Below are 16,643 nucleotides of genomic sequence, written 5' to 3'. Positions count from 1 at the left end.
CTAAAGCCCTTTATACAATACACGCACTTGCTTGTATAAACCTTCCCCTTCGCTCTTTGTATCGACATCCCGAATATCGGTAAGCGTACTGTGAATAAGTCTGCGTTCATAGGGATTCATCGGTTCAAGCAACACTGAAGCCTTTGTTGTTACAACTTGATCGGCGGTGGTATAGGCAAGCCGTACCAACGATTCTTCACGGCGAAGCCGATAATTTTCACAATCAAGCATGATCCGCTCAGAGATGCCGATTTTGCCGGCATACACATTGGCGATCAGCTGGAGCGCATCCAGATTTTTTCCCTTCTTTCCGATTAAAATAGCGGAATCTTCGGATGAAAGCCGTATAAGCAGCTTATGTTCTTCGTGTGAAAGGATTTCGATATTTGCGGTATATCCCATTGCCTGAATAAGCTCGCCGATAAATTTCACCAGCTCAGCTTTTTTATCCGTAGCGACCTCGTGTGAAGGCACCGGTTGATGGGGAGTATCAACAATAGGCTTCCCCGCAGCGGCTTTATCGTCAATATGCACGCGAATTTTGGCATAGCCTTTCTTAAAAAGCGAGTTTTTTTGAATTTCGACGATTTCCACATCGAACTGATCTGCCTCTACGCCAAGCTCGGCGATTGCTTTATCTATAGCATCACGTTCGGTTTTTCCTTCGAATTCATAGATCATTTCCGACCCTCCTTTTTCTTCATCATTGCCTTAATGATGAGCTGTTGAACGAGCATCAAGAAGTTCGTGCTTGTCCAATAGAGCAGCAATCCTGACGGCGCATTATAGAACATAAAGAAGAAGAATAACGGCATACCGTAGAGCATAACTTTCATTGTGCTGTTTTGCTGCTGATCGCTTGTGGGAGTTTGCGTTATCTTTCCAAACACCATCTGCGAAATCACATAGACAATCGGCAAAATACGCAGCTCCGTCCATCCGAGGAAGGGAATGGGATTGGGAAACTGCAAAACACTATCACCGACAGACAAATCCGGTATCCAATGAGGAATAAACATTGCACCGCGGAATTCAAAATAGTTATTAAACAGCCGGTACATTGCAAACAAGATCGGCAATTGGATCAATAAAGGCAGACAACCCGAAAGAGGGTTATAACCGGCTTCTTTGTAAAGCTTAGCCATCTCCTCGTTCAGCTTTTGCGGTTTTCCTTTATATTTCGCCTGTAATTCCTGAATCTTAGGCTGCATTTTTTGCATTTGCTGCGTTGATTCCGAGCTTTTCTTGGTAAGCGGGAAAAAGATAACCTTTATCAAAATTGTTACAAGGATAATCGAAACACCCCAGTTCGGAATAAGTTTATAGAAGAATTGCAACAGCCATTTAAGCAATACCTCAAGCGGACGCCAAATCCCGCTGGAAACGGCGACCGTATCAATCCGCAGATTATCATAGTTGTAGTTATTTTTTGATGGAATATTGTAAGTACTTAAAATATTTTCGGAACAAGGGCCGAGGTAGATACGGTATACGTCGGTTGCCTTATTGCCGGTAATCACAGGCCGCGAAAAAAACAGCTGGCCGTCTTGTACCGTATCCGCATTAGGCTGTGCAGCGGAATACAATATCTGCTGTGCGGGAATCGAAGGAATAACGATAAGGCTGAAATACTTGCCTGAAATTCCCGCCCACGGAACGGAATCCGTAATCACTTTGGTCTGGTTGGCTTTTAATGCAGTGTCTTTTTTCTTTCCGTTTATGTAAGAAAAAAAGCGCCGGTATTCGTAACGGTCTGCTTTTGCATCCCAGTCGGGACCGATTTGAGGCATTGTCCTCAGCGTATACCCTGCATTATCAAAATTCAGCCCCTTCATATCGGCATCGCCGCTTATTGTAACGGCAAGTTCAAACATATAGTCATCAGGCAGAAAGGTATATCTTTTAGCAAGCGTAAATGAAGATACGGAACCGTCTTGGTTCTTTATCGAAATTGTCTTAAAAAAGCCGACAATCTGTTTTCCGTTTACTGTTTCTTCTTTGACATTAAAGAATTGATTTAAAGCGGAAGCCTGAGCACTGCCGAGCGCAATCGAGAATGCTCTATTCCGATCGGTTAGGTTTTTTACCAATTCCACATAAGAATCGCCTTTGGAACTGCTGTGCTCCAACAGCTTATACGAAATGATATCGCCGCCTCGGTTTGTAAGCGTGATTTCCGCAATATCGGTTTTAACGGTAACAGTCTGCTCACCGATAACGGTTTCGTCAGGAGTTTCCAGCACTCCGAAATCGGCGGGAGCGGTCTCCGCTACAAAGGTATTTTGCGGAACTTCTGCCTGCTGCTCCGTTGTAGAAGCGGTGGTAGACGGCTGTTGCTGTACGGGTGCAGGAGGAAAAAATTTGTATTGCACAAACATCGCAGCTGCAATGACAAGACCGGAAAGGACCATTGCAATAACGGTATTTTTATTCATAAACGAATCTCCTAGGGAACGGGATCATACCCTCCCTTATGAAAAGGATGACATCTAAGGATTCGTCTTACCGCTAAATACCCTCCCTTAACAGGCCCGTATTTGGTCAGGCTTTCAAGGGCGTAATGAGAACAGGTGGGATAATATCTACAACAAGGCGGAAACAAGGGAGAAATACACTTTTGGTATGCCTTTACCCCCGCACATAATAAAGACGTAAAAATACGCTCAATCGTTTTCAGATAATTGTGTTTCATATTATTGAGATCGAATAGAGAACATATCCGCTTTTTTAAACAAACAGTCCAGCTGAGCCATACGTAGAGAAAAAGTATCGTGCCCCGGAAATATAAGCAAAAGAATATCCTTCCCTATTACAAGCTGGGATTTCATTTGCCGGTATACCTCTTTAGATAAACGGCGCGCTTTATTTCTTTGTACGGCAGAACCGTAATGTCGCTTAAATGTACAAACAAAACGATTATATGGTAATTTATTCGGTAAAACGAACAACTTTGCGCCGTCGCAGCTATAGCGGTGTCCTATTTTAAACATATCCCGTATCCGCACGGCGCCGCAAAGGCGCTCTTCTTTAGGTAAACAAGAGCGCTCCATGTGTTAAAACTCTTAGTAACTCTTTTTTTCGTCGGATACGGAAAGCTTATAGCGTCCTTTTGCACGGCGGCTCTTTAAAACAGCGCGCCCTCCGCGTGTTGCCATACGCGCACGAAATCCATGACGGCGCAAACGTTTCGTTCTACTCGGTTGAAATGTCCGTTTCATAAAACTAGACTCCTTCTATATATAGTTATCAGGCGCATTATCCGCCTAAAAGATCTCGGGATAGCGAGGAAAGCCAAATTTCCTTAAAATGCAACGACCGAACAAAATATCAATTTTGGAGATTGTTGCATTGATGCGCGAAACGCGCATACGTCAATAAGCGACGTTCGCGAAAGCGAACTCGCCGTGTTTTTCAGCCGCGCTATCTTTAGCGGCTGAAAATAAACCTTCCTCAATATACTAGACAGACGACTATACTATAGCACTATAAAAAAGTCAATCTATCGCTTTTTACCCTTCTTTAAAATGTATAAAATGCACGAAACTTTGAGTTAAATTTCGCGAGTCAAAAAAAAGGCATCCTTAAATTAAGGATGCCTTTTAAACTTAGCAGGGGTAGGACTTGAACCTACGACTTCCGGGTTATGAGCCCGACGAGCTGCCAACTGCTCTACCCTGCGATGTACGGCGCCTAAGATAAACCACAATCGGAAAAATGTCAAGCGTATCAAAACAAATTATTTACACCGGTACGCGCCGTGCAATGCCGAGGATGGTTAAATCATCGTATTGAATATCTTCCTTTATTTGTTGGTAGTAAACATATTCATCGTAAATAGGACGAGGCGCCTTGTCGGAACAGTAAATATCATATTGCATGAAGCACTTACTCAAGAACGCATCGATTTTTTTATCCACCTGAACACAATCAAAGGATTGCGCGGAACTGTCTTTATACATTCTAAAGACTTTCTCAACTGAAATAAGCGCAAGGACTGCATCTTCAATCGTTCCATTACACGAAGAAAAATCAAAATCCATCTGTTCGTAGATAAAATCACTCTGCCGTTTTTTGAGCGTAAATTTTTTCCGTGCAAAAACAGCCTCAATAATCTCTTCGACTCTATCTTTTCCCAATGTTTCACTGTCGGTACCCAGCAGATGGCTGTTATCTCCATTATCCTCCAACAGTATAGGATCGGAACCATCCTTCGCCTTCAAAATCGGCACACGAAGCTTTCGTTTCGATTCTTCAATACCGTCAGTATAAAGGAACAGTATATCTCCACAATTCAAGTGTATTTTTTCAACAGGGTATCCGCCATTAAGATTTATCATCTCTGAAGAAAAGGCTCCGGCTGCTGAGCCTGAACGCAATGTATAGCTTTTCAAACGCCGTGCCTGTTTATCGTAAATATGAACAATATTATCGCCTGCATTACAGAAATAGGCATCGCCGACACGCATATTGATGATACAAAGGGTAAATGCAGCAAAACGCCCTACAAATCCGTGCGATTCGATAACGTCATTAATCCGCATAACGATATTGCTGAGGTTATAACCATCGCGTTTATAGTTCCAATTTTGAAAATAATTTTGAAACAAAGTCGCAACTTCTACCATAATAAGGGCAGCAGGAACCCCCTTCCCTGCAACATCGCACTTTATAACAGCATAGTGGAAAGCATCCAATTTCCGATAATCAAAATAATCACCCGAAACACCGTGCGCACCTTCATAGTACCCGAAAAACTCGGAATAGAGGTCGCGATGGCTACCCGTTGTCAGCTTTCTGCCGGAGGAACTGAGATCCAGCGGGATAAACATCTTTTGTATTTCTTTCCCAACCTTTAAATCTTTAGAAATAGCAGCAGCAGCGGCCAATCTTTCAGTCATATCGTTAATTGTTGTTCCCAGCATTCCAAATTCGTCTCGTGAAGTAACTTGAACTGACTTACCGGCCAATTTCTCTTTATCTTCGGTATCGCGAATTAATGCAACATGCGCTGCCAAAAGCCCGAGCGGACGTACAAATAATGAGCTAAGGATCCATGCGGTAAAGATACCTGCAATCAACACAACCAATGAGATTTTGACAATAAGGCGAATCAATCGGTTTTGCTGTTCGTTTATTTTTTTCAATAGATTTTCTACCGAAACATCAACAAATACGATACCCTGCACGCTCTCTTGCGGATTTGCAGGATTATAATAGATAATAGGTTCGTAAAATAAATACTCGGTTCGTTTTTTTGAAAGATTCTGCATTGAATAGTCAGGATATGAACCAAAACCTTGATCGGCCAGTGCCGAAAGATTGGCTTGCAGCTTTGCTTCCAGATGTCTGATATTTGCCTGAATTTCAGTTTGGCGTTTAAGCATATATGGATCACGATGTATATTCAGTTCGGCCATCTCATTCGTGAGTAGTTGAAGCGAGTCGGTGTACTGCTGAACGATTATTGAGGCCTCGTTATTGATATGCGTCAGCTTTTGTAAGATTTCTTCGATTCCTTCAGGATAAAACTGAGATTCTCCGGGAATATACCGATGAGTATTAATCATTTTAGTGATATCCTGATAGTCGGTCGCGAGGACATAATTAAGCCCTGTCTGCCCGGGAAGATTGCTCCTGCCTGTAACAACGACATATTTTGCTTCGGGAAAAGTAACGCGATTCAATAACAAAAGATCAAAATCTTCCTGATTGGGATCCGAAAAATAAGTTTGAACCCGTAATTCAAGGTTATCGAGCAATATTTTTGTTTGCAACAAGAGACTGTTCGAAAGTAAATCTTTATATGGGCGAATAATGGTAATTGCAAGAGATGTGGCAACACTTGAAATAACGACAAGCAAAATAATAACAATAATAACTACGAACTTTATACGGACACTACTCCATAAATGTACTGTCGGTTTATATTTTTTTGTGTTGTCAACTGCCTCTTTGCTTGCGTCCATGCTCACTCCCGGTAAAATGCTTGATTTTGAATAGAGAATATTATATCGTAAATATCCCACAAAAAAAAGAGGGTATTCATAAAAAATAAGTAAAATTTTAACAAAAAAACTTTTAGTATTTCTAGAGGGAACCTCTAAAAACCTCAGTTTTTTAGAGGTTTTCCTTAGATTTACTTGCGATGTTTTGCTTTAAGTCATTACAATATAAAGACTTAAAGTAAAACTCGTCGGGCATCTCTAAAAATTTATTGTGAAATATAACTGCCCGCAAAATCCATTACGGTAACGGCGCCATACGGTGCATTTCCGGTCTCGTTAAAGCCGATACCGACCTTCTTAAACTCCTGTTTTAGGATGTTGATTCGGTGTCCCCTACTCGGAACTCCGTCATCGATCAAAAGCTGAACAACGATTTCCCGTGCCGTAACGCTGCCGTAAGCGCAGTTTTCGCCGCAAAGCACACCCCATGTACCATAGCGGTTGATGCGGGTAGCAAGGTCGGAACCATCGCTCCCCGTATGCCCCATCTCTCCGGTACGCGCCTGATCATCCGCAAGCCATTGTGCCGAACGGCACAGTCCCGTTTCCAAGGTTAAAGGTTCAACAGCAGCCGTAGTCTTTAATACACGTATACATTCCTGTACCGGCGCAATACCTTCTTGGGTGAGCAGCCGGACTTTTCCCGGCTCGGAATACATATTTCCATCGAAGTATTTGAGCCGCGGCTCCAGTATTTCCGCCGCATACCGCTTAGGATTTGTCCGCACAAAGTTAAGTTCCTTTACGACTTCTTCCGCAAGGTATCTCGTGTCACTTAACGGCGTATCCGGCGCCATCATATTATTGCCGGTAGTACAAGAAAACAAAAACAGCACAAATGCCATCAGTAAAACAAATAGTCTCTTTTCCATATATTATACTGTATTCAATTTACAGTAAATAAGCAAGATTTCCATAGACCCCAGTTATCATATAGGTTATAATTGCCCCCTATGAAACGGCTGTTGATTGTTTTTGCCTTTGTTACTGCGATGTCGGTTCATGCGCAGGATTTCCTTTTGGCAGGTACGCAGGACGGATTATATAAGCTTACATCGGTTTCCGCACAAAAGATTTGGGATACGGCTGCGGTGCGTAAAATTATCAGAAACGGGAAGACATGGTTTTTCCTTACCGATAACGGTATTGCACGCTCAAATGATTTAATACGGTTTGACTATATCAACAACGGCCTTCCGATAAAAGTGATAAAAAAGATAACCGATGGGGAAAAATCCTTTATTAAAAAGCCTCAGATGCTAAAAGATTTGGAAGCGCATCCGTCCCGCCCCGATACCCTTATTACCGCAACAAACAGCACCGTATTTTTAAGCGAAGACGGCGGACGACATTGGCGCAACCTCGGCTGTCATACACCGGTCAACGGATTAAAAGCCGTCTGCGTACTCGATTTGCCGGATGCGCAGGGAAATTTGCAGCTAACCGTCCTTGCCTCGCACTCCATCTACGGGGTGGCATGGAAACAGCCGTCCGTTTCCGACAAATGGCAGCCTTTGAGCGAGGGGCTTATCCCCGGGCCGGAAAGCGATGAAGAAATTTCCGATATTGTCGTGTATACCCGCCAGCAAAAACAAGAGATATACGCCGCGCAAACGTTTACCGGCAAATTGTACCAGCTCGATTGGACGGCAAAACGCTTCTATGCCGTCGCGGAATGGACGGACAGCATTGCAGGTGTACGCTGTATCGACGGACTCAGCCCTGCTGCGGTATCTATCATCGGCTGTAAAAACGGCGGTTTGTTTGAAATACCGCTCGTACTGCCGGCGCCCGCTCCCAACCGACTGAAAGGAATAGAACTGAGCCTTAAACGTATCGCTGCAAACCCGCTTTCGGCATGGATACCGCAACGGATGACGCGGCTCGGCAAAGCGGTCAGTCTTTCGGAATTGTGGCTGTTCGATGAAGGAGAAAAAACACGGAAAACGGAATATCTCCGCCGCGCTACGGGACGGAAAGGCGTATATCTACCGGCGCATCAGGCAAAGACAGCCGCCGGTTTGCAGCGCTACTTTGACTTGCTTGAACAAAATAAGCTTGATACGCTCGTTATCGATATGAAAGACGATTTCGGCTTTGTCCGCTACGACTCACAGGATGAAGAAATACAGGCAGTGGGAGCGGTACGTCCCTTTATTCAGCTTGAAGATTTTACCGCAAAGGCGAAAGAACGTAACATCTACCTCGTTGCCCGCATCGTTGTGTTCAAAGATAAACAGCTGTATCGATACCGGAAGAATTTGTATGCGGTAAAGGATAAAAACGGTAAACCGTGGCAGGGGTACAAAACCGTTGACGAAACGGCAGAGCCGATTGAAGAATATTGGGTAGACCCCTATAACGAAAACGTGTGGAAGTATAATACGGCAATTGCCCAAGAACTGATCCGGAGAGGTTTTGACGAAGTTCAATTCGACTATATCCGCTTTCCCACCGATGGGGAAAATCTCTATGCGGCGCGATACCCTGCGCAGGAGCATGGAATGGATAAGGAAAGCGCCATCATGTCCTTTCTTGCCTACGCTCGGGAAAAAATCCACGCGCCGATTTCAATCGATATTTACGGGGCGAACGGATGGTACCGCACCGGAGCGCGCACGGGGCAGGAGGTAGAAGTGCTTGCCGACTACGTTGATGTGATATGCCCGATGTTTTATCCCAGCCATTTCCGGCAAAGCTTCCTTGCGCAAAAACCGGCAGAGGAACGCCCGTACCGCATTTATCAGCAAGGATCCTACCGGAATAAGATTATTGCGCACAATAAGGTGATTATCCGGCCGTGGACACAGGCGTTTTATATCCCCGTGTCCTACGATAAAAAGTATTATAATGAAGATTATGTGCAGCGGCAGATTATCGGCATCAAGGATTCCATTGATGAGGGCTATGCCTATTGGAATAATTCCGGCCGTTACGCCGACATCCGCCCCGACGGTCTACCCCTGCCGAAATAAAGTTTCCGCGGGGTTTAAAAAAAACAGCCTGATGCATTTACCCTAATTATCATCAATTATCTAATAGTCTCCAAATAGGCAAGCGTTTCTTCCGCCGTTTTTTTCCAGCTGTATTGCTTTACCCATTCTATTCCTGCATCAATCAGTTTTTGCCGCCGCTCTTTATTTGCACCGGCGGTATCGTTGATAAGGCTGCCGATGACTGAGGCAATCTCTTCCGGCTTATCGGGTTCAAAATAGCAGGTGCAGTCGCCTGCAATTTCCGGTAGTGCACCTGCACGGACGCAGGCGGTCGGAATACCGCAAGCCATCGCTTCGATTACCGGCAAGCCGACTCCTTCGACGGGCGACGGAAACACACAAAGATCCGCTGCAGAATAGAGGAGCGGAAGATTTTCGTGCGGGAAATATCCGGTAAGCAAGATGTCCGATGCAAAGGGAGAGCGAAGAACAGCCTGATGCACCTGTTCCGCCTGTTCACCGTCCGCTCCGGCAATTACCAGCCGATGCGGCGCCTTTGTTTTTTGCTTAAAGATAGAAAAAGCATTTATCAACTCGATATGCCGTTTTTCAGGATGAATAATCCGCGAGGCATAAATAATGTATGGACGCCGAATAGCAAAAGGCTTAATCATCAGCGCTTCCTGCGCTTGCAGGTTATGCGGATGAAACAGCTCGGTGTCGATTCCGTTGTGGATAACCCTAATTTTATCTTCCGTAAGACCGTTTTTAAGCAGATTATTCTTGATATAATTACTGGGGCTGATGATACCTTTGATAGCTCTGAGCGTTAATTTTGATACAAGTGATGATATGTTTTTTAAATACCCTTGGGAGTTATCCCCAAGTATATTCTGCATAACCAGTACCGCAGGAACCTCAAAACGCATAGGTAAAAGCTTTGTGCCCGACGGGAATAAAACAATGTCATATTGCTGCTTACGAGCAAAGCTATTAAAAGAGAGATGATGCCATGTCTGCTCGGCAAAAGCAGAATCCCCGACGGAGACGCAGGTGTATTTGACCCCTTCAACACCCGACGTATAGGTATATTTATCCAATTCGTGCCCAAAAAGCTGAATACTGTGCTCGGTTTTTGGCAAGTTATGTACTAATGAAAGAATGTATGCCCCGATCCCCGATCTGCCATGATCGCATCCGAGCGTATCAATCCCTATTTTCAAAATAAGCCTCTTTTTTTATTTTTAAGCATCTCAGAGCAGTCTCACCGGATAAATAAATCAAAATCGCAGCCTCGATTATTCTGCGGGGTTATATAAAACATCCGGTGAGACTGCTCTGGCGGATACACTCACGATTATAGCATTTACCGTAACAATATGCTATCCTTGCCGAATGACTGACTTTTTGGATTTGCCGCTGTACAAACCTTTTGTTGAAACACTTGCCGCCGGAGGGATTATACACTTGACCCCTATACAAGAAAAAGTAATACCGCTTGCCTTAGAAGGCAAAAGCGTCTTTTTTGAATCCGAAACCGGCACGGGTAAAACCTTTGCCTTTTTGCTGCCGCTTTTAACTCGGCTGATGCAGGAAGAGAAAAAGTCAACCGCTCCGCGTATTCTTATTTTAAGTCCGACGGTAGAGCTTGCATCTCAAATTAAAGAAGCGGCTGCACAATTACAAGGAGTTGATACTAAATGTTTTAAGACGCTGCTCTGTGTCGGCGGCAGCTCGCTAAAACGGCAAATAGACGGATTAAAAGAAAAACCTGCCGTAATCATCGGAACACCGGCGCGTATTTCCGATTTGATCGGACTAAAGAAGCTCAAGCTGCAAGAAATAAAAGCTGTAGTGATTGACGAAGCAGACCGGCAGCTTACGAGGGAAAGCAGAGATGCGCTGCAAACCGTTCTTGCAGCGCTGCCGCAAGATGTGCAGGCGCTTGCGTGTTCGGCAACTTTTAACAGAAAAAATAGTGCATTACTCAACGTTTTTTTGCGGCGTTCAGAAACCGCTACATTACCGGATCATATTTCGATTGCAAATACGGGTGTACTGCAAAAGTCCATCGAGCATTGGGCTCTTTTGAGCGAGCGGCGCGGCAAAGCCGATACCTTACGTGCGTTAATTCATGCTTTGAACACTGCAACAGTGGATTCCCCCAAAAAAATGCTCATTTTTACGGCGCCTGCACAAGAAGTTGAAAACCTTGCACAAAAGCTGCAATATAAAAAGATCGATGCCGTGCCGCTATACGGTAAACTGAACGGTTCCGAGCGAAAACAAATTATCGCTCGGTTCAGATCGGGTAAAACGCGGATATTGATTACCAGCGATTTGTCCGCCCGAGGACTCGATATTGCCGACATTGATTACATCGTACAGATGCAGCTTTCAAAGGATGCCGATGTCTTTATACACCGCGCGGGGCGTACCGGAAGGGCTGGGAGAAAAGGTATCAACATCGTCATCGGAGACGAATACGAGCTGCGCCTTTTGCAAGGCATCGAGAAGAAACTGGGCATAACAGTGTATCCAAAAATCCTCACCGGTGGAAAAATCGAAGCTGCTACGGAAACTATGTAAATCAAGTTTTTGATACGTCGAGGATTTGCCCCCTCCGTAAGCCTTTTGAAAATAGCCTGTTGACCAGTGTACTTCCGTGTACACTGTTCAACGTCGAGTTTGCGGGGCAAACTCGCTGCTGCTCAATTTCACGGACATCCCTGTCCGTTCTGAAAAGTCTTTCACCGTAAGCCTTTTGAAAATAGTGATACCGGATACAAGGCGCGAACAAAAATAAAGCGGAGGCGTACTTGTTGTACGTCGAGCATTTATTGCAGTAGCGGCATTTACTGTTCATCCTTTCCGTAAGCCTTTTGAAATAGATGATGCAGATGCTAGGAGCGTACAAAAAACACCCGCAGGCGTACTTGTTGTACGTCGAGGACTGTTTTTTGTTAAGCGACAACGCAGATGCGTCGTATATTTCAAAAGGATAGCTTGCAGGGACAGTATAACCGTGCTACACTTATCGTATGAAAACTATCAATAAAGATTTACAGTCTATTACGGAACACTTCCCTTCCGACTTTACGGAAAATGAAAAAGCGGCGGCGAAAACGCTGTTTTTAAAAAAACTTTCACTGTTAACACACGAATTTTATGGCGGAAAACTGCAAACCGTCCCAAAATGCGGGATTTACGGATTTAACTGGTTTAACGTTTGGTATACGCCGGGCGTATCCGCCGTTTCTACCGGTATCCGCGATAATCACGACAGCTCCTTTATGCTTTCCAATCGAGGGAATCTTGTAGCGGTTGTCAGTGATTCCACCCGCGTACTGGGCGACGGGGATTGTTCTCCTTCCGGCGGACTTGGTGTTATGGAAGGAAAATGCATGCTGATGAAGTACTTAGGCGGTGTGGACGCCTATCCCATCTGTATCGATTCCTACGTCAAGCCGAATGAAGAAAAGAAATACAACTTCCCCGCCGGTAAACATTGCCCCGATAAGATTATCGATTTTGTGAAAATGCTGGAACCAAGCGTCGGCGCAGTTAATCTGGAAGATATTCAGCAGCCGGATTGCTTTAAAGTTCTGGATACGCTGCGGGAAGAATGCGACATTCCTGTTTGGCACGACGACGCTCAAGGAACGGCCTGTATTACGCTTGCCGGTTTACTCAATGCGCTGAAACTTGCCGGTAAAAAAATTGGAGACTGCCGCATTGTACTTCTCGGTGCAGGCGCTTCCAACACGACGATTGCACGCCTCATCCTTCAGGATGGCGGAGATCCTGCAAAGATGATTATTTGCGACTCAAAGGGTGCGCTCCATGCAGGTCGCGAGGATATCAAAGCCGACACACGCTATTACCGTAAGTGGGAGTTGTGCCAAGCGACAAACCCCAAGCGGATAAATGACTTTAACGAAGCGCTAAAAGGCGCCGACGTGCTGATCGCTCTGTCCAAACCGGGACCGAACACGGTAACCAAAGAGCAAATTGCCTCTATGGGCGATAAACCCATCGTTTTCACCTGCGCCAATCCCGTCCCCGAAATTTGGCCGCACGATGCCAAAGCTGCCGGCGCCTTTATTACCGGTACCGGACGTGGAGACTTCCCGAATCAGATCAATAACTCCGTCTGCTTCCCCGGAATTTTGAAAGGTGCGTTGTTGGTTCGTGCACGGAAGATTTCCGACGGTATGGCTATCCGCTGTGCGCACTCCATTGCCGACTATTCGGAGAAAAAAGGCATTGATCCCGAAAACATCGTCGTAAAGATGGATGATGAAGATGTCTTTGCCGTCGAAGCGGCCGATGTCGCAATGCAGGCGATAAAAGAAGGTCTTGCCCGTATCACCATTACATGGGATGAAGCGTTTAAGCAGGCTAAGGCTGAAATTGCAGAAAGCAGGGCGCTGACACAGCAGCTGATGGATAGCGGATTTATCAAAGAACCGCCGCAAGATTTCTTTAATCAAGCGATGGACTACGCGATTGAACAAATTAAAAATCAGCGTAGCAAATAATACTTTTGGGACTTTGTGTTAGCCACATACTATCTGCCGGTGGTTCTAAATATGGAGCCACCGGCATTTTTTTTAAAAGGCAGGTACAGCCTCTTTTTCAGGGACGGTCTCCTCACGCATATCGTCTAATGCATCGGCAGGCTGTTTCCCGTTTTTAAACAAGGGCTTAAACTCGATGTGCTCGGCTACTACTTTAATCTTGCTGTAGTGTTTGCCATCGGTACCTACCCAGCGGTCTTGCTTTAAACGTCCGACAACCCGCACTCCGCGGCCTTTTGTGCAATTCTCCCCGCAGAGTTCCGCTAAGCGTGCCCATGTTTCAACATCAAAAAACGAAGTTTCCTGTGTTGTTTGATCTTCCTGCTTAAAAAAGCGGTTCGAAGCGATAGAGAATACACAGAGCGGCGTCCCTTTAGGCGTTGCCTTTACCACGGGATCGCGAACCACATTTCCCTCAATGATCAACGAATTCAAATTGTGCATAATAGCCTCCTAAAATAAGAGAACCGAATTCCCGCTCGCCGCGGTTCCGGTCTCTTTTGATCTTGTAGTACCTGTTATATAAAGCATTCATTTAAAAATGGCTGGAAATTTACGGTATTTTTGCAAAAAAATTTATAATTTTTTTTACATGCGCTGTTATGGGCTATTAAATAGAAAAATCGATACGGTTTGAGCGATAGTCTTGACATTCGGCGTTATTCTAGGCTAATATATAAGCCAATTATGGAGCGGTGGCCGAGTGGTTTAAGGCGGCGGTCTTGAAAACCGTTGTGCTGCGAGGTACCGGGGGTTCGAATCCCCCCTGCTCCGTAAAATAAAGGGCGGCACGTTCCTTTATATGTGCGTATATAAAACCGATAACTTAGACAGGCAATAACTTTGGAGCGGTGCGAGAGTGGCCGAATCGGGCTCCCTGCTAAGGAGTTGTACCCATCCGGGTACCGGGGGTTCGAATCCCCCCTGCTCCGTAAGATAAAACCGGGTATTGTTGTGCATTAAGCGGTAAGAATGCATTAATGGACAAAGCATATCGGGGATATTTGAGATTATAGCTCAGTTGGATCAGAGCGTCAGATTGCGGATCTGAAGGTCGGCGGTTCGAGCCCGCCTAGTCTCATCGGTTATTTATTTTTGAGATTATAGCTCAGTTGGATTAGAGCGTCAGATTGCGGATCTGAAGGTCGGCGGTTCGAGCCCGCCTAGTCTCATCGGTTATTTATTTTTGAGATTATAGCTCAGTTGGATTAGAGCGTCAGATTGCGGATCTGAAGGTCGGCGGTTCGAGCCCGCCTAGTCTCATGCTACTGGAGAGATGCGAGAGCGGTCGAATCGGGCGGTCTCGAAAACCGTTGTACCGCAAGGTACCGGGGGTTCGAATCCCCCTCTCTCCGTTTTTAACGGAGCAACGCAGCCAAGCATCTTCTTTATGCACTTTCCGAAACACCCTGAAAATTTCAATACTTTCAGGTGCTTTCAACACTTTGGAGAGATGTCCGAGTGGTCGAAGGTACACGATTGGAAGTCGTGTGTGCCCGAAAGGGTACCGAGGGTTCGAATCCCTCTCTCTCCGTACCGGGACCTATGCAAAGAAGGTTTTTCAAACCCCGTCAGATCCGGAAGGAAGCAGCGGTAGATTAATTCTTCTTGTGCCGTAGTGCTCCCGGTTTTTTTATGTCCGCTCTAAGTTTCCTCTCTCGGTAGATACAAATCGCACAATCAGGTGGTTGGGCAAGCATTTGAATTGCAGTCAGAACTGCCAAGGATGGCAGTGGTGCTAAACGGAAACCGGTTTTTAAAAAACCGGCAGCCAAGGAATTGACACGGATGGCAATTCCTTGGCGTTACTCTGCTTGAACAGCCACCTGATTTTGCGGGAAGATATAAACAAGCGTCTGATGCGTTTACCTTCCTTCCCGTAGCTTGTACATTTAGACCGATAACAGTATGATAGCGGCTGCTTCATAACACTTTTAATGATAGGAGTAATAATGAACGAACATAAATTATTTACCTCGGAATCGGTCGGAGAAGGCCATCCCGATAAACTTTGTGATCAAATTTCTGATGCAGTGTTGGATGCCTGTTTGCGCGACGACCCTAAAAGTCATGTTGCATGCGAAACATTTGCTTCAACCGCGCTCATTCTTATCGGTGGAGAAATTACCACCAGTACCTTTGTTGATATACAGCAAACAGCCCGCAATATTGCACGGGAAATCGGCTATACCGATTCTGCATTCGGACTTGACTGCAATTCTATGGCTGTTTTAAGCATGATTCACGCTCAGTCCCCCGACATTGCGCAGGGGGTCAACGGTACCGGCCTCAGCGAGTATCAGAACCAAATGGGCGCAGGGGATCAGGGGATGATGTTCGGCTATGCGTGTAAAGAAACGCCGGAATTGATGCCTGCCCCTATCATGTATGCGCATAAGCTGCTGCGCAAGGCTTCGCAGCTGCGTAAGTCAAAAGAGATCGATTGGCTGCGTCCCGATGCAAAGAGTCAGGTAACGGTAGAATATGAAGGCGATAAACCCGTGCGTATCGATACGGTCGTTATTTCTCATCAGCACGACCCTGCAATTTCTTATGCTTCACTAAAAGAAGCGATTATCGAAAATATCGTCAAACCCGTCCTTGAACCGACCGGTTTACTGGACTCAAAAACCAAATTCTTTATTAACCCAACAGGGCGGTTCGTTATCGGGGGGCCGTTTGGCGACACCGGTTTAACGGGGCGGAAGATTATCGTAGATACCTATGGCGGTATGGGCAGGCACGGCGGCGGGGCTTTCTCCGGCAAAGACCCCACCAAGGTAGACCGTTCCGCTGCATATATGGCGCGCTATGTCGCAAAGAATATCGTCGCAGCCGATCTTGCCGAACGGTGCGAATTGCAGCTCGCTTACGCTATCGGTGTACCGTTCCCCGTGTCGATTCGGGTAGATTCATTCGGTACTGCAAAAGTGTCGGAAGGTGCAATCGAACAAGCCGTTCAGCAGGTATTCGACCTCAGTCCTGCCGGTATCATTAAAACACTCGATTTGTGCAAACCCATATATCAAGCGACTGCCGCCTACGGACACTTCGGCCGCCCTGAATTCAACTGGGAAAAAACCGATAAAGTTGACGCTTTAAAAGCTGCTATAAAATAGTAA

The 16,643-nt window shown here is 45.5% G+C and carries 13 protein-coding genes, 8 tRNA genes and 1 other RNA gene; 12 read left to right on the top strand and 10 right to left on the bottom strand.

What is annotated here, in order from left to right; translation table 11 throughout:
* From jag to ABK01_RS02340, 8 genes are all read right to left on the bottom strand, one after another.
* Nucleotides 1-681, bottom strand: a complete 681-nt coding sequence (jag, locus tag ABK01_RS02375) for an RNA-binding cell elongation regulator Jag/EloR (RefSeq protein ID WP_253676117.1) — start codon at nt 679-681, stop codon at nt 1-3.
* Nucleotides 678-2,435, bottom strand: a complete 1,758-nt coding sequence (yidC, locus tag ABK01_RS02370; RefSeq protein ID WP_253676116.1) for a membrane protein insertase YidC — start codon at nt 2,433-2,435, stop codon at nt 678-680. Before yidC ends, jag begins: the two co-directional genes overlap by 4 nt.
* Nucleotides 2,436-2,446: 11 nt before the next feature.
* Complete coding sequence (gene yidD, locus ABK01_RS02365) at nt 2,447-2,692, bottom strand: membrane protein insertion efficiency factor YidD (RefSeq protein WP_371922018.1); 246 nt, start codon at nt 2,690-2,692, stop codon at nt 2,447-2,449.
* Nucleotide 2,693: 1 nt separating this feature from the next.
* Entirely contained in the window at nt 2,694-3,050 is a 357-nt protein-coding gene (locus ABK01_RS02360; RefSeq protein WP_253676115.1) for a ribonuclease P protein component, read from the bottom strand.
* Nucleotides 3,051-3,062: 12 nt separating this feature from the next.
* The gene (gene rpmH, locus ABK01_RS02355; RefSeq protein ID WP_006188846.1) at nt 3,063-3,218 is read right to left on the bottom strand and encodes a 50S ribosomal protein L34; all 156 of its coding nucleotides are present in this window, start codon (nt 3,216-3,218) and stop codon (nt 3,063-3,065) included.
* 388 nt (nt 3,219-3,606) lie between these two features.
* Nucleotides 3,607-3,679, bottom strand: a tRNA-Met gene (locus tag ABK01_RS02350).
* A 61-nt stretch (nt 3,680-3,740) separates the two neighbouring features.
* Nucleotides 3,741-5,966: a SpoIIE family protein phosphatase gene (locus ABK01_RS02345; protein WP_253676114.1), complete on the bottom strand. Its 2,226-nt coding sequence runs from the start codon at nt 5,964-5,966 to the stop codon at nt 3,741-3,743.
* A gap of 245 nt (nt 5,967-6,211) precedes the next feature.
* The gene (locus tag ABK01_RS02340) at nt 6,212-6,877 is read right to left on the bottom strand and encodes a CAP domain-containing protein (protein WP_253676113.1); all 666 of its coding nucleotides are present in this window, start codon (nt 6,875-6,877) and stop codon (nt 6,212-6,214) included.
* Between the two features lie 81 nt (nt 6,878-6,958).
* On the opposite strand from ABK01_RS02340, the gene ABK01_RS02335 reads away from it, so the two are divergent.
* A complete protein-coding gene (locus ABK01_RS02335; RefSeq protein ID WP_253676112.1) occupies nt 6,959-8,980 on the top strand; it encodes a putative glycoside hydrolase in 2,022 nt (673 codons plus the stop codon).
* A 56-nt stretch (nt 8,981-9,036) separates the two neighbouring features.
* On the opposite strand, the gene ABK01_RS02330 is transcribed toward ABK01_RS02335, so the two are convergent.
* Complete coding sequence (locus ABK01_RS02330; protein WP_212565903.1) at nt 9,037-10,164, bottom strand: glycosyltransferase family 4 protein; 1,128 nt, start codon at nt 10,162-10,164, stop codon at nt 9,037-9,039.
* A 172-nt stretch (nt 10,165-10,336) separates the two neighbouring features.
* Between ABK01_RS02330 and ABK01_RS02325 the strand changes: the two genes are divergently transcribed.
* Both ABK01_RS02325 and ABK01_RS02320 read left to right on the top strand, forming a co-directional pair.
* A complete protein-coding gene (locus tag ABK01_RS02325) occupies nt 10,337-11,530 on the top strand; it encodes a DEAD/DEAH box helicase (RefSeq protein WP_253676111.1) in 1,194 nt (397 codons plus the stop codon).
* A 452-nt stretch (nt 11,531-11,982) separates the two neighbouring features.
* Nucleotides 11,983-13,482: an NAD(P)-dependent malic enzyme gene (locus ABK01_RS02320; protein ID WP_253676110.1), complete on the top strand. Its 1,500-nt coding sequence runs from the start codon at nt 11,983-11,985 to the stop codon at nt 13,480-13,482.
* Between the two features lie 72 nt (nt 13,483-13,554).
* Here the strand turns inward: ABK01_RS02320 and ABK01_RS02315 are convergent, their stop codons facing one another.
* Entirely contained in the window at nt 13,555-13,965 is a 411-nt protein-coding gene (locus tag ABK01_RS02315; protein WP_212565901.1) for a single-stranded DNA-binding protein, read from the bottom strand.
* A 245-nt stretch (nt 13,966-14,210) separates the two neighbouring features.
* On the opposite strand from ABK01_RS02315, the gene ABK01_RS02310 reads away from it, so the two are divergent.
* The 9 genes from ABK01_RS02310 to metK all read left to right on the top strand — a co-directional run bounded on the left by ABK01_RS02310 (nt 14,211) and on the right by metK (nt 16,640).
* Nucleotides 14,211-14,295 (top strand) — tRNA-Ser (locus ABK01_RS02310).
* A 71-nt stretch (nt 14,296-14,366) separates the two neighbouring features.
* Nucleotides 14,367-14,453 (top strand) — tRNA-Ser (locus tag ABK01_RS02305).
* A 74-nt stretch (nt 14,454-14,527) separates the two neighbouring features.
* Nucleotides 14,528-14,602 (top strand) — tRNA-Arg (locus ABK01_RS02300).
* Nucleotides 14,603-14,618: 16 nt separating this feature from the next.
* Nucleotides 14,619-14,693, top strand: a tRNA-Arg gene (locus ABK01_RS02295).
* A 16-nt stretch (nt 14,694-14,709) separates the two neighbouring features.
* A tRNA-Arg gene (locus tag ABK01_RS02290) sits at nt 14,710-14,784 on the top strand.
* A gap of 7 nt (nt 14,785-14,791) precedes the next feature.
* Nucleotides 14,792-14,876, top strand: a tRNA-Ser gene (locus ABK01_RS02285).
* Nucleotides 14,877-14,968: 92 nt separating this feature from the next.
* Nucleotides 14,969-15,055: transfer RNA gene (locus ABK01_RS02280), tRNA-Ser, on the top strand.
* Nucleotides 15,056-15,154, top strand: an RNA gene (ffs, locus tag ABK01_RS02275) — signal recognition particle sRNA small type.
* Nucleotides 15,155-15,473: 319 nt separating this feature from the next.
* The gene (gene metK / locus ABK01_RS02270) at nt 15,474-16,640 is read left to right on the top strand and encodes a methionine adenosyltransferase (protein ID WP_253676109.1); all 1,167 of its coding nucleotides are present in this window, start codon (nt 15,474-15,476) and stop codon (nt 16,638-16,640) included.
* Nucleotides 16,641-16,643: the final 3 nt, after the last annotated feature.

This window comes from Treponema sp. OMZ 305, from assembly GCF_024181325.1.
Classification (GTDB): Bacteria; Spirochaetota; Spirochaetia; order Treponematales; family Treponemataceae; genus Treponema.
This window is presented reverse-complemented; position numbering and strand designations above follow the sequence as displayed.

What these genes read in the sequence shown, in the direction of transcription:
- yidC (WP_253676116.1), bottom strand. Translation starts at nt 2,435, where the DNA reads ATGAATAAAAATACCGTTATTGCAATGGTCCTTTCCGGTCTTGTCATT.
- ABK01_RS02360 (WP_253676115.1), bottom strand. Translation starts at nt 3,050, where the DNA reads ATGGAGCGCTCTTGTTTACCTAAAGAAGAGCGCCTTTGCGGCGCCGTG.
- jag (WP_253676117.1), bottom strand. Translation starts at nt 681, where the DNA reads ATGATCTATGAATTCGAAGGAAAAACCGAACGTGATGCTATAGATAAA.
- ABK01_RS02315 (WP_212565901.1), bottom strand. Translation starts at nt 13,965, where the DNA reads ATGCACAATTTGAATTCGTTGATCATTGAGGGAAATGTGGTTCGCGAT.
- ABK01_RS02325 (WP_253676111.1), top strand. Translation starts at nt 10,337, where the DNA reads ATGACTGACTTTTTGGATTTGCCGCTGTACAAACCTTTTGTTGAAACA.
- ABK01_RS02335 (WP_253676112.1), top strand. Translation starts at nt 6,959, where the DNA reads ATGAAACGGCTGTTGATTGTTTTTGCCTTTGTTACTGCGATGTCGGTT.
- ABK01_RS02320 (WP_253676110.1), top strand. Translation starts at nt 11,983, where the DNA reads ATGAAAACTATCAATAAAGATTTACAGTCTATTACGGAACACTTCCCT.
- ABK01_RS02345 (WP_253676114.1), bottom strand. Translation starts at nt 5,966, where the DNA reads ATGGACGCAAGCAAAGAGGCAGTTGACAACACAAAAAAATATAAACCG.
- ABK01_RS02340 (WP_253676113.1), bottom strand. Translation starts at nt 6,877, where the DNA reads ATGGAAAAGAGACTATTTGTTTTACTGATGGCATTTGTGCTGTTTTTG.
- yidD (WP_371922018.1), bottom strand. Translation starts at nt 2,692, where the DNA reads ATGAAACACAATTATCTGAAAACGATTGAGCGTATTTTTACGTCTTTA.
- metK (WP_253676109.1), top strand. Translation starts at nt 15,474, where the DNA reads ATGAACGAACATAAATTATTTACCTCGGAATCGGTCGGAGAAGGCCAT.
- rpmH (WP_006188846.1), bottom strand. Translation starts at nt 3,218, where the DNA reads ATGAAACGGACATTTCAACCGAGTAGAACGAAACGTTTGCGCCGTCAT.